The 16714-nt window shown below is 38.7% G+C and carries 11 protein-coding genes; 6 read left to right on the forward strand and 5 right to left on the reverse strand.

Going from position 1 to position 16714, the window contains the following annotated elements; all coding sequences use genetic code 11:
* Positions 1-797: 797 nt before the first annotated feature.
* From AC07YT_RS11850 to AC07YT_RS11860, 3 genes are all read left to right on the forward strand, one after another.
* Positions 798-2036: a carboxypeptidase-like regulatory domain-containing protein gene (locus tag AC07YT_RS11850; protein ID WP_086547404.1), complete on the forward strand. Its 1239-nt coding sequence runs from the start codon at positions 798-800 to the stop codon at positions 2034-2036.
* Between the two features lie 110 nt (positions 2037-2146).
* Positions 2147-3214 carry a PA0069 family radical SAM protein gene (locus tag AC07YT_RS11855; protein WP_086547405.1) on the forward strand — a complete coding sequence of 356 codons (1068 nt, stop codon included), beginning with the start codon at positions 2147-2149 and terminating at the stop codon, positions 3212-3214.
* A gap of 197 nt (positions 3215-3411) precedes the next feature.
* Positions 3412-4284: an ATP-grasp domain-containing protein gene (locus AC07YT_RS11860; protein WP_086547406.1), complete on the forward strand. Its 873-nt coding sequence runs from the start codon at positions 3412-3414 to the stop codon at positions 4282-4284.
* A 121-nt stretch (positions 4285-4405) separates the two neighbouring features.
* Here AC07YT_RS11860 and AC07YT_RS11865 read toward each other — a convergent pair whose 3' ends face one another.
* The 3 genes from AC07YT_RS11865 to AC07YT_RS11875 all read right to left on the reverse strand — a co-directional run bounded on the left by AC07YT_RS11865 (position 4406) and on the right by AC07YT_RS11875 (position 8660).
* Positions 4406-4918, reverse strand: coding sequence for a CAP domain-containing protein (locus AC07YT_RS11865; RefSeq protein ID WP_086547407.1), 513 nt, complete (start codon positions 4916-4918; stop codon positions 4406-4408).
* Between the two features lie 143 nt (positions 4919-5061).
* Positions 5062-7614, reverse strand: coding sequence for an ATP-dependent Clp protease ATP-binding subunit (locus tag AC07YT_RS11870; protein ID WP_086547408.1), 2553 nt, complete (start codon positions 7612-7614; stop codon positions 5062-5064).
* Positions 7615-8162: 548 nt separating this feature from the next.
* A complete protein-coding gene (locus tag AC07YT_RS11875) occupies positions 8163-8660 on the reverse strand; it encodes a BLUF domain-containing protein (RefSeq protein ID WP_086547409.1) in 498 nt (165 codons plus the stop codon).
* A gap of 515 nt (positions 8661-9175) precedes the next feature.
* On the opposite strand from AC07YT_RS11875, the gene AC07YT_RS11880 reads away from it, so the two are divergent.
* The 3 genes from AC07YT_RS11880 (at position 9176) to ettA (ending at position 15743) form a co-directional block, all read left to right on the forward strand.
* On the forward strand, positions 9176-12100 hold the full coding sequence (locus tag AC07YT_RS11880; RefSeq protein ID WP_086547410.1) for a SusC/RagA family TonB-linked outer membrane protein: 2925 nt from the start codon (positions 9176-9178) through the stop codon (positions 12098-12100).
* Between the two features lie 17 nt (positions 12101-12117).
* Positions 12118-13617, forward strand: coding sequence for a RagB/SusD family nutrient uptake outer membrane protein (locus tag AC07YT_RS11885; protein WP_086547411.1), 1500 nt, complete (start codon positions 12118-12120; stop codon positions 13615-13617).
* Between the two features lie 446 nt (positions 13618-14063).
* Positions 14064-15743, forward strand: coding sequence for an energy-dependent translational throttle protein EttA (ettA, locus tag AC07YT_RS11890; protein ID WP_057932811.1), 1680 nt, complete (start codon positions 14064-14066; stop codon positions 15741-15743).
* A gap of 126 nt (positions 15744-15869) precedes the next feature.
* On the opposite strand, the gene AC07YT_RS11895 is transcribed toward ettA, so the two are convergent.
* On the reverse strand, positions 15870-16256 hold the full coding sequence (locus AC07YT_RS11895) for a hypothetical protein (RefSeq protein ID WP_086547412.1): 387 nt from the start codon (positions 16254-16256) through the stop codon (positions 15870-15872).
* 19 nt (positions 16257-16275) lie between these two features.
* Positions 16276-16623 carry a hypothetical protein gene (locus tag AC07YT_RS11900; RefSeq protein WP_086547413.1) on the reverse strand — a complete coding sequence of 116 codons (348 nt, stop codon included), beginning with the start codon at positions 16621-16623 and terminating at the stop codon, positions 16276-16278.
* Between the last annotated feature and the right edge of the window lie 91 nt (positions 16624-16714).

Raw genomic sequence — 16714 nt, forward strand, 5'->3', positions numbered from 1 at the left:
CCTGCTGCATAAATCTAAAGTAATGCTTCTCAGAAAAAAAACTTTTTATTTGCATAAACCATAGAATACGGGTTTAGCTGCCTAGGTTGGTAGTACTATTTAGTTTTTTTGGAACCGAGAAGCACCTGCCCATGTTAAATAAACCCGACAGAGCGGGTAGCCCGCAGCCCGATTTTTCATCGGGAGAGGACTACAAGCGATGGCGGGGCTACCGCTGCCATGGAAAATAGACCTATCATTTTCAAAGCAAAAAAAATTCACTATTCACCTGGCTTATTTTAATATCATTAATATGTAAGAGAGATAACCACCAGGCTGCATTTTTTCTTTTTTTTGAAAAGCAAATACAGCGCTTTTCGGTTTCAGCAGCCCCGGCCTTCGTTACAAATCCTCGCCCTCATGCTTCGGCCTGTGGGTTTTACACTGCCGTCGGGTTTAGCTGGCTAGGCTGGTATTACTATTTAGGTTTTTTGGAACCGCGAAGCACCTGCCCATGTGAAATAAACCCGACAGAGCGGGTTAGCCCGCATCCCGATTTTCATCGGGAGAGGACTACAAGCGATGGCGGGGCTACCGCTGCCATGGAAAACGAACCGCTCGTTTTCAAAGCGAAAAAATTTTCACTATTCACCTGGCCTATTTTGAATAATGCTCTTCTTAAAGATCATTGCGTAACAAGATAAGCAATTTTACTAAGTCGCCTGCAGCACGAAATAACGATATGATCAAATGTTAAATTTGTTAAAAATCTTTTCTGTTTTTAATAAATATTACGCCTTTTGGTTACATTCGTCTCCATGATTAAAAGCCTTTTAGTAGCCCTTATACTGATGATGTTGGGTACTAATGCCATTGCTCAAAACACCTTCTCGATTAGTGGTTTGGTTAGGGATCAAAAAGATGGATTACCTGGCGCAAGTATCTATTTAAGTGGCTATAAGATTGCAACAGTGGCCGATAACGACGGGCGGTTTAAACTATCCAATCTGAAACCTGGAAGTTACGATCTGCTGGTTCAGCTGGTTGGTTATCTCCCCTACTCTAAAAGCGTAATTATTTCCGATAAATCAGTGCAGGTAGAACTGGTTTTGAAAGAAAATGTTGCGCAGCTGGAAGAAGTTGTAATCAGGGCCGATCCTAACCGTCAGAAATATATTAATCAGTTTAAAGATTTTTTTATCGGGAAAACCCCAAATGCCTTACAGTGCAAAATATTAAATCCGCAGGTGTTAAATGTAGATTTCGATATTACTAAAAGTACCCTAACGGTTTCTACCACCGAGTTTTTGATTGTAGAGAATAAAGCTTTAGGCTATCGGCTAAAATACATGCTCGATCGTTTCGAATATAATTCCAGAACGCACATTATTTACTATTCTGGGCATCCCTTTTTTGAAGAGTTAAAAGCATCGGCAGCCAAAAAGAAAAAGTATATCGCCGCCAGGGAGGTGGCCTATTATGGTTCGTCGCAACATTTCTTCCGCTCGCTGTATGCCAACAAAACACAGGAAGAGGGATTTATCATTAATAAAATGGTTAAGGTGCCCAACCCTAACCGCTATCCGGAATATTTAATTAATGCCAATTTAGAAAAGATTAAGGCCGTACCTGAGAAAACGGGCATCAGGCAAAATAAAGGTAAAATAGATACTGCATTGCTTGCCTTCTGGACCAAACAAAAAGAAATGCCCCGAACCATTGATAAATTTTCGAGAGCGGAGGTACTTACCGATACCCTGGTGCACTACTTTAACCCGAATTTAAAATACCTGAGTTATACTGATGCGTTACTGATCCAGTACACCAAAGAAAAGGAATCTCTGGCTTATTCTAACACCGGATTTTGGATCTTCAGACCCCTAGATGTACCTGAAAATGAAATTTCTGTTGCCAACCTCACTGGTGAAGGTGTTCGTTTCTATGAAAATGGTGGCATTTACGATTCCCGATCGCTCCTATACGAAGGTTTCTGGGCTTACGAAAAAGTGGCCGATATGGTCCCGATGGATTATGTACCACTACCGAAGAGCAAGTAATGGAAAATGTGAGGTGGATGATAGATGAGGCGAATTGATCTAAAAAAAAATGTTGAAAAGTAGCCTTTTTTAGAAAGCCAAATTACTAAAAATATTAGTAATTTTAATCTATGATTGGCGAAGAAGAAAAACAATATTTTAAAGGACGGGGCGCTCAGGTTAATCCACATAACAAATTTTTAAAGGACGTTTATGTAAAGGAACATGATGAAGGCATAGACGATTGGGAGGAAAGCGATCGTAAAACCTCCTTTATTTTTGAAAATTCGAAAACCATTGTGAACAAAGTTGATAGCCCTGATGTAGGCATGGCTTATTCTTTAAACCCCTATCAAGGTTGCGAACATGGCTGTACCTATTGTTATGCCCGCAATTCACACCAATATTGGGGTTATAGCGCAGGGATAGAATTTGAGCGGAAAATAATTGTTAAAAAAGAAGCACCGGCGCTATTTAAAAAGTTTTTAGAAAAAAAAGGATGGGATGCCACCACCATTTCCCTTTCCGGCAATACCGACTGCTACCAACCTGCCGAAAGAAAGTTTAAACTTACCAGACAGCTGCTTGAAATTGCATTGGCCTACAAACAGCCTATTGGTATGATTACCAAAAATTCGCTTATTCTTCGCGACCGGGATATTCTGCAAGAAATGGCTAAGCTAAATCTCTGTATGGTTTATGTCTCCATCAATAGCTTAAACGAAGATTTGCGACAGGTAATGGAACCCCGCACCACAACAGCTAAACAACGCCTAAAGGTGGTAGAAGAACTGAGTAAAGACGGAATCCCTATGGGTGTAATGGTTGCCCCGCTTGTGCCCGGTTTAAGCGACCATGAAATTCCTAAAATTTTAAAAGCCGTAGCCAATGCCGGCGCCATTAAAGCCGGTTACACCGTGGTGAGGCTCAATGGAGCCATTGGACAGATATTTGAAGATTGGTTGCAGAAAAATTTTCCAGACCGTTTTGATAAGGTTTGGCACATGATTCAAAGTTGCCATGGAGGCAATGTAAATGATAGCAGATTCGGAGATAGGATGCGTGGTGATGGAAATATTTCTCAAATGATCAGGGATAATTTCAGACTGCATTGCCGCTTAAATGGTTTAAACGTAAAGGATATTATTTTAGACCACACTTTGTTCAAAATCCCGAGCAACCAGGTGAGTTTGTTTTAAAGTTTTTAAGTGCGCTGGCCCCGATTGAGAATACTACCGTGTTGACACATCTTTTTTAAGAATAGTTTAAGCACCATGCCAGGTCCTTAAAAGAAGTACAGGCTATACCGAAGAACTGGCTGTTGGTCCCGATTTGCAATCGGGAGCTGTGAGAGCTGGATTTGTAATCCACTATTATAAAACTTAGTTTTAACGTTATGAATATTGCATTAGTAACCTATCTGGATAAAGGCGCTTATGATAGCACCACAGTTGAAAGCGAGGATGATAAACTCTTACATTTCCTGAAAGAAAAGGGATTGGACATTGAAAAAGTAATCTGGAATGATCCGAATATTAACTGGGAAGATTATTCGCTTGCCATTTTAAAATCGCCATGGGATTATTTTGACCTGATTGAAGAATTTTACAGCTGGCTTAATCAACTGGAAGCAAAAAAAGTAAAATTGCTTAACCCTGTTGAGACAGTAAGGTGGAATGCAAATAAACTATATCTGCAGGAAATCGAAGCCGCAGGCTTAATGATTACACCCAGTTTTTTTATTCAAAATCAAAAAAGTGTAAGTCTTGAGGATTTCTTTGAAAAATTTAATACCGATAAGTTAATTGTAAAACCTTGTGTGAGTGGCGGGGCAAAAAACACATTCAAGGTAACTGTTGATGATGTGAAAGAGGTGAATCAAAAGTTAAATCAGCTTATTCAACATGAAGATTTTATCGTTCAGCCATTTCTACCTGAGATTCTGGAAAGCGGTGAATGGTCTTTCATTTTTTTTAATGGCGGGTATAGTCATTCCTTAATCAAACAGGCAAAACCTGGTGATTTTAGGGTACAACCTGCCCATGGCGGATCTGTTCATCCGCAAAAACCGAATGAAGAGCTGGTGGCTACTGCACAACAATATGTAACCTTATTTGCTAAAGATTGCCTTTATGCACGGGTTGACGGTACTTTTGTTAATGGCGAATTTTTACTGATGGAATTGGAGCTCATCGAACCTTTTTTATTCCTGAATACCGATCCTCAAAATTATGACAGGTATTATCAAGCGCTAAAGGAGTTGGTGTAAAAAAGAGCATTCCCATAAGAAAGTCGTCATCTCGACTGAAACGTAGTCCCGAATGTCTGGAAGAGAGATCTATTATAGATTTCTCGGCTGCGTTGCACTCCGCTCGAAATGACGAAATAATTTATTTAGCTGCAAAATCCTGAACCCAGTAATTATCTGTTTTAGCTGCTCCCATTTCTTTAAAGGCGGCATTCATGATATTTTTGCAGTGATCTTCACTTTTAATCCAGTCGTTAAAAACCTGCACTTCGGTGGTTTGGCCAACAGCAATATTTTCACCGACTGTTGTCCAGTTGTACCCTGTTGCTTTAACCCGGGCGCCTACATTATCACCATTGGCAGAGCTATGGGTTAAGCTTTTTATCGATGCGATATACTTACTGTGGCCAATAGCTGCAGCGCCTAAATTTATGTTCCAGGTGAGTGCAGCAACCGGAGGCATAACAGTTGTTCCACAATTACAACCAGCTAAACGGGTATCGTTTACTAATTTTAGCAAGGCTTCGTTATTAATATTAGTTGTTGTAGAAAGTACAGGCGGGTCATTTGTTCCGGCCGAATCATCAGCTCCTTTTTTACAGGATAATGCGCAACATAGCGCTAAACACACTAAGGGAAAGGCAATTAATTTCATTAATCAGGATAGTTTAAGGAAAGATACAAGGATTTTCTTTAAAAAAAAATAATTTATACCCTCTTTTTCACACTCCAGAAGCAAGAAATAGCAGGATAAACCTAAAACAAAAAACTCCCGATTTTCATCGGGAGTTTCCTATTTTATTTACTGGAAGAATCTTCTTCTTGTTTTGGCTCTTCTTTTTTCTTTTCACCTTTTTTATGGTTGATCGAAATCAGCTCGCTCGTTTTATCATAATCAATTTCTAAAACATCACCTTCAGCCAGTTCGCCTTTAAGAATTTCTTCTGCAATTGGATCCTCTAAATATTTCTGGATGGCCCTTTTTAACGGACGAGCACCAAAATTACTGTCAAAACCTTTCTCAGCAATGTATTCTTTAGCATTCTCGGTTAATGCAATTTCATAACCAAGGGTATGAACGCGACCGAATAAAGCTTTTAATTCGATATCGATAATTCTGAAGATTTCATCTTTACCTAAGCTATTAAATACCACTACATCATCAACACGGTTTAAGAACTCAGGAGCAAAAGCACGTTTTAATGCACTTTCTATTACACCACGACTGTGAGAATCGGCCTGGTTTGTTTTCGCTGCTGTAGAGAAACCAACGCCTTGTCCAAAATCTTTAAGTTGACGGGCACCAATATTCGAAGTCATGATGATGATTGTATTTCTAAAATCAACTTTACGACCCAAACTATCGGTTAACTGTCCTTCATCCAAAACCTGCAATAAGATATTGAATACATCAGGATGTGCTTTTTCAATCTCATCCAATAAGATTACAGCATAAGGTTTTCTTCTAACTTTTTCAGTTAATTGTCCACCTTCTTCGTAACCTACGTATCCCGGAGGCGCTCCCACTAAACGTGAAACCGCAAATTTCTCCATATACTCACTCATATCGATCTGAATCAGTGAATCATCACTATCGAACATGAAACGAGCGAGTTCTTTTGCCAGTTCTGTTTTACCTACGCCTGTTGGACCTAAGAAAATAAATGAACCAATTGGCTTTTTAGGATCTTTTAATCCAGCTCTTGTACGTTGGATAGCTTTGGTTAACTTTTTAATCGCATCATCCTGACCAATAATTTTCTCGGCCACTTTATCGTACATGTTCAACAGTTTGGCACTGTCTGTTTGTCCAACACGTTGTACCGGAATACCTGTCATCATCGAAACCACTTCGGCTACATTATCTTCTGATACTTCGTAACGTTTAGTTTTGGTTTCAGCTTCCCACTCCGCTTTAGCCTTATCTAATTCTTCAATTAAATTTTTCTCTGTATCGCGTAGTTTTGCCGCTTCTTCATATTTCTGGCTACGTACAACTTTGTTTTTCTCTAATTTGATATCTTCAATTTTAGCTTCGATATCAATAATATTCTGCGGAACGTGAATGTTGGTTAAGTGAACACGCGAACCTGCTTCATCTAAAGCATCAATAGCTTTGTCTGGTAAGAAACGATCAGAAATATAACGCGATGTTAAGGTAACGCAAGCTAAAATCGCTTCATCAGTATAAGTTACACCATGGTGTTCTTCGTACTTATCTTTAATACGGGTTAAAATCTCTACCGTTTCATCCGGCGTAGCAGGTTCTACCATCACTTTTTGGAAACGACGGTCTAAAGCACCATCTTTTTCAATGTACTGACGGTACTCATCTAAAGTTGTGGCACCAATACATTGAATTTCGCCCCTCGCCAAAGCAGGTTTGAACATATTGGATGCATCTAATGAACCTGATGCACCACCGGCACCAACAATGGTGTGGATCTCATCAATAAATAAAATTACATCAGTAGATTTTTCAAGCTCGTTCATCACGGCTTTCATACGTTCTTCGAACTGGCCACGGTATTTTGTACCGGCCACTAACGACGCCAAATCTAATGTCACTACACGCTTGCCAAAAAGCACACGCGAAACTTTACGTTGTACAATGCGTAAGGCCAAACCTTCTGCAATTGCCGACTTACCTACACCTGGCTCTCCAATTAAAATTGGATTGTTCTTTTTTCTACGTGATAAAATCTGCGATACACGTTCAATTTCTTTCTCGCGTCCTACGATTGGGTCTAAGCGACCTTCTTCTGCAGCTTTTGTTAAATCACGACCGAAATTATCCAAAACAGGGGTTTTAGATTTTATATCTGAAACCTTTTTAGGCGTACTAAAGCTTTCCTCTTCGCGATAATCATCATCACCTCCTGTGGAAGCACTATTTGAGATATCATCTCTGAAACCATTTTTATTCACTTCAACCTCCTGTTTAAAAACATCGTAAGTAACGCCATACTGTAATAAGATTTGTGAGGCGATGTTATCATCATCTCTCAAAACCGATAACAACAAATGTTCGGTGCCAATTAAATCGCTTTTAAATATTTTGGCCTCTAAGTAAGTGATTTTTAAAACTTTTTCTGCCTGTTTTGTTAATGGAATATTGCCTAAGTTTACTGTAACACTCGAAGTACCGCGAACGGCATCTTCAATTGAGCGGCGCAATTTACCGGTATCAACTCCTAACGATCGTAAAATTTTTATAGCCATGCCATCGCCTTCGCGGATGAGGCCCAATAATAAATGCTCGGTTCCAATGTAATCGTGCCCTAAGCGGAGCGCTTCCTCCCTACTAAAAGAGATTACATCTTTAACCTGTGGTGAAAATTTTGCTTCCATAATACCTTTCTTAACAGCTACGTCCCTAAACTATAAAATAACTTTATAAAAACGAACGTACTGTTTTCTTTATTTTATCAACAATTGCGCCATATGGGTGGATAAAGAGGCTTTTGAATGCCTGAGAACCCAAAATTCAATGTAAGATTATCGTTTAGATAAATATTATTTTATTTATATCTATCTACGTAATAAGTGTTATATAGGTTTTAAAGGGACATTTGCCAAAAACATCCGGTTACAGATATTTTATTGTCGGTTTATTGTAAGTATTTTTTCGCCATCAAAAACTGACAATTTGTATCTTTTTACTTAGGCAATTTACAAGTTTTGACAGAAAAATAAAAAGAACGTGACATCATTTAACAATTTCATTAGATAAAAATCAACAAACTAACTCAATTAGCCATACCTATTATAACGTTAATACGAAGTTAACTGTAATTAGGTTGTTTTTGTTTTTGAAGTCAGTAGTTTATTGTAATTCATTTATCATAAATAATAAGCTATCCTTCATTCAGAAATCAACATCAATTGCCTTAACCATTTTAACCATATAGTGCTTCGGTAAGCTGCTCTTTATGGTTTGAAGATAACTTCTGCAAAAACTGCAACGGAACATCGGTAACACCAAGTTTATCGCATTGTGAAACGACCTCATTCAAATCGAAATGGCCTGATAGCGATTGATAAAGCTCTCCTTCCGCCTGCTCAAATCCCATACTCCAATCTGTAAAACAGCGCCGCTCATATTTACCTATTTGCAGCAAAACAACTGATTCGTGACGTTCGTCATTTACGATTTTGTTAAAAAGCCTGCGGATAATGCGTTCATCTCCTTCAAGCAATTGCATAAACCTACCTTTACTCTTTGTGATTTGCAGACCTCTTACATATAATAATATCCCGGTAATATTATTCCGGTTATTAAATTCTCTACACTGATTAAGCAAGGCTCTAAGTTCTCCATTATTAAACAAGCTGCTCGCAATGCTTGTATAAATTAAATAAAAAACGGGGGTTAAAAGTTCATTTTCTAATTCCATAGGGTAATTAACGCTAAATTTTCTGTTTTTTCATAAAACGCGCTTATTATCTGATTATTCTCATAAAAAACAAACGAAACCCAACCACAACTGCTAAAATTCGATTAAAAAGCACCAACAAATCTATCATTTATCTGCATTCATGAGTAATCCAAAAGAATGATAAGCATATTTCATCCACATCAAAAAATTCATTTCTTCCTTTTTTTAATCTGCAATTAAGCCGGCAGAGGCAAACGTTTGCGTTTAATAATATCAGAAGTACCAAGCCGCATAGGCTTTATCCCACCCAAAAAAGGCTTAAATAACAATCCATCCCGCTTTACCAGGATATTTCAAGCAAACGTTTGCGCTGCATTCGCGATTTGATATTGCCTTTTATGGTTATAGTTTAGTAATAATCATTTTACAAAAAGTATATTATTAATGAACCTGAGAATAACTTTTAGCCCGCCGTAATCTGATTAATGCTCCTCAACAGAAAAACAATATAACAACAATCTAACCTAAAAAACATGAAGAGATTTCTTTTAATGATTTCCTTTATTGCGTGTATTTTGGCAGTAAAGGCACAAAACCGTACTATTTCAGGTACGGTAACTGACAGTAAAAAACTCCCGCTTCCCGGGATAACCGTAACCGTGCTGGGAACCAAAACGGCTGTACAAACAGATGCAAATGGAAAATATAACATTAGCGCTGACAATGAAAGTACCCTGGAGTTTAAAGCCCTGGGTTTTACCACCCAAACCATTAAAGTAGGCGCAAATACTTCCGTAAATGTTTCCTTAGTAGATCAAACTACAGAACTGGATGCTGTAACCGTTGTGGGTTATACAGCAAAGAAGAAATCAGAAATTTCGAGTGCCGTAACGACCGTAAGCGGCTCGAAGCTTAACGATGTAACCTCCGTAAACCTCGGTAACCTGTTACAGGGTAAAGCGCCTGGTGTGGTGGCAAGTTCTGCTTCTGGCGATCCAACAGCAGGCTCGAATGTAGTGGTACGTGGCGTAGGCAGTATTAATGCCGGTACAGGGCCATTAATTGTGGTTGACGGAAATATTGGTGGAACCTATAACCCTGCCGATGTGGATAACATTACCATATTGAGAGATGCCGCCGCTACAGGTTTATATGGATCGAGAGCGGCCAATGGCGTTATTATTGTAACCACCAAAAAAGGAAAGGCGGGGGAAACCAGATTTAGCCTAAATTCGACCATTGGTATTGCAAAAGCAACTACGGGTAACTTTAAGCTAATGGATGCCCAACAACTTTACGATTACCAGAAGTCTTTCTTTACCACCCCACCAGCTGCTTCGGTGTTAAATACCAATACCGATTGGTGGAATGAAGCGTTTAGAACAGCAATGGTAAATAACCATACCCTAACTGCATCTGGAGGGAGTGAGAAAACTCAATTTTATATTTCAGGCAACTATTTTAAGGAAGAAGGAACTTTAATCAATAACGATAAAACACAATATAGTTTAAGGGCTAACCTTACCTCACAGTTGACTAAAAAATTAAAATTAACAGCCTTGTTAAGTGGAATTGTAATCAATGATAATTATAATCCCGAAAGTGCCGTTTACCAGGCTTATTTAAATATGCCTTACGATCCGGCTTACAATACGGATGGCAGTCCAACTGACCCACGGAATATTCCTTCCTGGAAAGGTAGAGACCGCTCAAATTTTTTACAGAGTTTGCAGTATAACTACTCAAAAGCAAGAAGTTATACCACAACCGGTGATGTAAACCTCGATTATGATCTCATCAAAAACTTAACAATTTCTAGTTATAACAGGGCTACAATAGCTAACGGCAGGTCAAACAGCTATGCTGATAGAAGAAGTCAGAGTGGCGCTACAAACCTTGGAACAGTTTCTTTAGGAAATACCTTTTCTACTACCCTTTTGTCATCAAACAGGATTAAGTATAACGTAAATATTGGGAATCATAGCCTAAGCGTTTTAGGCGTTGCTGAGCTAGAAAGTTACAAATACGACGAAAGTGGCATTACTGCCAAAGGTTTGCCAGCTGGATTGGATGCCATAAACACAGCAACTGATATTACCAATAAACCTACAGGCCGGTATGATCAGTATCAGAATATAAAATACCTGGCACAGGCTGATTATAGCTTTCAGGGTAAATATTATTTAGTGGGCTCCATCGTTAATGAATACTCTTCTCGATTTGGAAAAAATAACCCTGCCGCAACTTTTTACCAAGCAGGTGCATCATGGATTTTATCTAACGAAGATTTCTTAAAAAGTAATACCACCCTTACGTTTCTAAAATTAAGGGCAAGTTTTGGTACTACCGGGAATCAACGTTTTACTACGAATGATAGCCCTGATGGTTTTTACCAATCGCTAGGCTTATATAATTTAAATGCCGGGGCATCATATAACGGCCAAACAGGCGCCTTCCCAACACAAATTGCGAATCCAGATTTGACATGGGAAAAATCGAGAGCGTACAATTTAGGTCTTGATTTTGGCCTGTTTAAACGCATCGACATTACTATTGATGCTTATGACAAACGTAACTCTGATCTACTATTTGCGGTACCACTTCCTGCAACCGTAGGTTATGGAAGCATTAGAAGAAATATTGGCGCAGTAAGAAACAGAGGTATTGAGTTAACGATCAATTCTAAAAACATCCAGCAGAAAGACTTTAACTGGGAAACCAGTTTTAACATGTCTTTTAACCGCAACAAAGTTATGGAACTAAACCAGGGCTTGTTGGTGGTAAATACCAGTACACAACCCATCGCTTTGGGCCACGATATGGATGAATGGTACATGCAAAAATGGGCTGGTGTAAATCCCGCTGATGGCAAACCCCTTTGGGAAAAATTAGATGATCCTACAGGTGTAACCAGCACTTATAATCAGGCGACCAGACAATATACAGGTAAATCATCTGCACCAAAATTTAGCGGTGGATTAACCAATACACTGGAATATAAAAACTTTACCCTTTCGGCCTTTTTAAATTTTGTATATGGCAACTGGGTATATAATGATAGCCGTTTCTATTTCGATAACGATGGCGTTTACGAAAGTTATAATCAGCAGGTATTACCTAAAGGTTCGGTAAGGTGGACAACCCCTGGCCAAACCGATGCCACCCATCCTCAGGCTAAATTTGGCGGCAATCTTCAATCGCATCAAAGCTCTACCCGCTTCTTAGAAGATGGAAGTTATTTAAGATTGAGGAATGTAACTGTAGGGTATAACTTACCCACAAACTGGTTAAAAAAGGCTTCGATAAATGCTGCCCGTTTATATGTGAGCGGCGACAACTTGTTTACGGCCACCAAATTTTCGGGCGTAGATCCTGAGGTTGACTTAACCGGAGGTATATCTTCTTTCAGATATCCAACCAGCAGAAGATTTGTTTTTGGCGTTAACCTAACATTCTAACCATTAATAAGATTACCATGAAAATATATCATAATCACATCATAAAAATCGCCATTGCAGCCAGTATTATTCTTACTACATCTGCATGTCGTAAAACCTATTTCCCATCTGATAAAGCTGAAGATAGTGGATTATTAACTACCATTGAGGGTAAACGTACGGCAACCTTGGGCAACTATGCTACCTTAAAATCATTAAACTACGAAAACAATTACCATTGGCTTGCCGAGCTCCCTTCTGATGAGGTGGCTCAAGGCCAGAACTCATCAAGCGATGTAACTAATTTATATAAGTATACGCACCTGGTAAACTCTGCTAACGCCACCGCTTATTTTCAGCAAGCCTATTATGTAGCCTCTGCAACAAACAAAATCATTAAGCTCATTCCCGATGGTTCATCGGCAGAGTTGCTACAGATTAAAGGAGAAAACCTGTTTCTCAGAGCGATGTTACATTTTAATTTAGTGCGCATGTTTGGAAGGCCTTATCAGCAAAATCCAACAACCAATCCTGGAGTTCCAATTTTGAACGAGACAGTAAGTGAAACCGATGCCGCCATAATTAAGAGAAGTACAGTTGCCCAGGTATACGATTTTGTAATCGCTGATTTATTAAAAGCTGCACAATGTATCACCGTAGAAAAAAGCAATAGCTTTGCCACAAAATTGGCTGCCTATGCACTCCTATCGAGGGTTTATCTGTACATGGATAACAATGCCAAAGCAATAGAATATGCCAATTTGGTTATTAGTTCAAACAAATATCAATTGATGCAGGATGCCGCTTATCAAACCTATTTTAGAGGAGATCCGGAAAAAAACACCGAAAATATTTTTGCCATTAAACACACCAAAACTGAAAACTACGATTATTCGGCCATTGGTTCGTTATACTATAGCGGCGATGCCAATGGTAATGCGCTGGGTCAGGGAGAAAGCGGATGGGGAGAGATATATGCCTCTGTAAAGTATTATAACTTCCTTAATAAATATCCTCAGGATAAAAGAAAAAGCTTTATTTCGCCGCTAATCGTAAATGGTGTACAACAGTTAAACACAAAATTAACACCGGCTGCGCCAATCTATTACGTAAATAAAAATAACCTGCAGGAAGGTGTGATCAATTTAACATCGCCGGTATACCTTCGTTTGGCAGAAATGTACCTGAACAGAGCAGAAGCTAATGCCAAACTGAACAACACACAATTGGCTTTAGATGATGTGAATGTAATTAGAACCCGTGCCGGAATTCCGACATATACGTTAGCTGATGTGACACCAGCACATGGTATTTTAGATATTGTATTGGAAGAAAGATGGCTAGAATTAGCTTTTGAATGTCAGCGGGCTTATGATCTGTTTAGGAATAACCGTCCGGTGGTGAGAGATTATCCTGGTACACATTCTACCATTAATGGCTCAGTTAATCAAACCATTAACCCAACTGATGCGCGGGTAATTTATTTTATTCCACAAACTGAAAGAGATAAAAATTCTAATTTATCTCAAAACCCTTAGCAAGGGCAAATCATATGATCAAAAAACAAAAGCCTTTCAATCCTGAAAGGCTTTTGTTTTAACTAATGTTTACGGTATCTACTAAGAATTAATCCGCTGGTTAAATGTAAAACTTTTGTATTTCGTTATATAACATGATTTATTTTATGAGCGAATAATGATAATTACATTAAAACGAGATTAGAATTGTTGTTTATTCGTTCATTAGGCACTGGTTTATTAGTTAGCATGATGGATAAAACCATTCCCCGTCTACCTGTACTTCTGTGGCTAAAAGTTTATTAAAGTATAATCATAAAGCACTTTGTAATGGGCTTGTTGTTCTTATCTTTGTAAGCAATTTTGGCTTTGCCATTATTGGGTTGGGTAAAATCAGTCTGTAAAAAAAACGGTTGACCTTCCTTTAATATCATAGCATTAAACTACTTTAAAAACAATACATTATAATGTCAGACGAGAAAATCATATTTTCAATGGCAGGTGTAAATAAAATTTACCCTCCACAAAAACAGGTTTTAAAAAATATTTACCTTTCTTTCTTTTACGGTGCCAAAATCGGGGTTATCGGCTTAAACGGTTCTGGTAAGTCATCACTTTTAAAAATTATTGCCGGTTTAGATAAGTCTTACCAGGGCGAGGTGGTTTTCTCACCAGGTTATTCGGTGGGTTACTTGGCTCAGGAGCCGATCTTAGATCCGGAAAAAACCGTTCGCGAAGTAGTTGAAGAAGGCGTTGCCGAAGTAACGGCTATTTTAAAAGAATACGAAGAGGTAAACGAAGCTTTCGGCTTAGAAGAAAACTACTCCGATCCTGATGCCATGGATAAACTGATGGCCAGACAAGGCGAACTTCAGGATAAAATTGATGCTTTAGGGGCCTGGGAAATCGATTCGAAATTAGAAAGAGCCATGGATGCCTTACGTTGTCCTGATCCTGACACTAAAATCGGTGTATTATCGGGTGGTGAGCGCCGTCGTGTGGCCATGTGCCGTTTATTGCTTCAACACCCTGATGTTTTACTATTGGATGAGCCTACCAACCACCTGGATGCTGAAAGTATCGATTGGTTAGAGCAGTTCTTACAAAATTACGAAGGAACTGTTATTGCCGTTACCCACGATAGGTATTTCTTAGATAACGTTGCCGGATGGATTTTAGAGTTAGACCGCGGTGAAGGTATTCCATGGAAAGGAAATTACAGCAGCTGGTTAGATCAAAAAGCGAAACGTTTATCACAAGAGGAGAAAACAGAGAGCAAACGCCAGAAAACTTTAGAGCGGGAATTGGAATGGGTACGTATGGCGCCCAAAGCACGTCATGCAAAATCTAAAGCACGTTTAGCCAACTACGATAAATTAGCTTCAGAAGACGGCAGAGAAAGAGAAGATAAATTAGAGCTTTTCATTCCTGCAGGTCCTCGTTTAGGTAATGTGGTGATTGAAGCAACAAACGTTACCAAAGCTTATGGTGACAAGGTATTATTTGATAATTTAAACTTCTCGCTACCTCCTGCAGGTATTGTGGGCATTATTGGCCCAAATGGAGCGGGTAAAACCACTTTATTCCGTTTAATTACCGGACAGGAAGAAGCTGATGCCGGTACTTTCCGTGTAGGTGAAACGGTAGAACTGGGTTATGTAGATCAGATGCACAACGATTTAGATGCCGATAAAACCGTTTACGAAAACATTACCGATGGTTTAGACAATATCCAGTTGGGAACGAAAGCCGTTAACGGACGTGCCTATGTTTCAAAGTTCAACTTTAATGGCGGCGATCAGCAGAAAAAAGTAGGCATTCTATCAGGTGGTGAGCGCAACCGCGTACACCTGGCCATTACCCTGAAAAAAGGAGCCAATGTATTGTTGCTGGATGAGCCAACCAACGATATCGACGTAAATACTTTACGTGCACTGGAAGAGGCTTTAGAAAACTTTGGTGGCTGTGCCGTTGTAATCAGTCACGACAGGTGGTTCTTAGATAGGATTTGTACACACATCCTGGCTTTCGAGGGTAACTCTGAAGTTTATTTCTTCGAAGGTAACTACTCAGATTACGAAGAAAACCGTAAAAAACGTTTGGGTGATGTTACCCCAAAACGCATCAGATATAAAAAACTTAACTAATGCAAAGTCCCGATGAAAATCGGGACTTTTTTGTTTGAGGCGCAATTTGGAAATGTATTTATCATTTCAAAGAAGTCAAGTTTTAATCGCCATTGCGCTATAAAAACTTGACTTTTTTTATAGCCATTACATAGATGGCTGAAAAGGCACAGGTCTTTGATTTTCCTTCGCTTTGCGTTTCCCTCTAAAAAAGAAGTAAAGGTTGATAAAGAGCATTATACCGAGATAAATTGCAAAGCCACCAATCTTAGAACTTAATGCTTCTATTAAGTTGCGGTAATCATTAGTGTAGATCGTAATCTTCATAATCATGAGTGCAAAACCTATATTCAACAGGTAAAAACCCGTTTCGAAAAGTTTGTTCGTTGCATTGGCAATCTCTTCTCTTCCTTTAAAAATATCTAACATATATACCTTACTGTTTTTGAACAGCGTTTTTGAAACATAAAAAGTCAAAAAAAGTGCAATTGGTAAATAAACTGCATAGCCGATTAAAATTTTGGTCGTTTCCATAATTGAAAATTTTAGATTGTTATTTTATTAATTTATGAATGGTATTGGTGAGCAAATAGATATTTAAATAGTGAAGAACAGATAGGATGCAAACAATAGTGGCTACTTTTACAGCCATCACTTCTATCAATTGCTGCAGGGAATTAATCGTCTCCCACCCCACCAATGTCATGGCACAGTACCCGATATTCACCAGGTAATAAGAAACCAGCAGTGATTTATTGATTTGCTGACAGAGATCCAAATGGTCGGGAATAAGTTCAGCCACAAAGATATTTCCGTTCCGGTAGCATATTTTGCCAACCACTACAATAATAAATACGATAACGGTAATAAAGATGCCATATCCGAGTATATTGTAATCCATAACCAGTAGTTTTTATTATTTAACTTTCAGGAAAAACTGAAAGAATAGAAGCAAAAAAAATAGCTCTAAAGCCCCTTCTTAACTGTTTTAT

This window comes from Pedobacter sp. GW460-11-11-14-TSB4 (assembly GCF_059423705.1).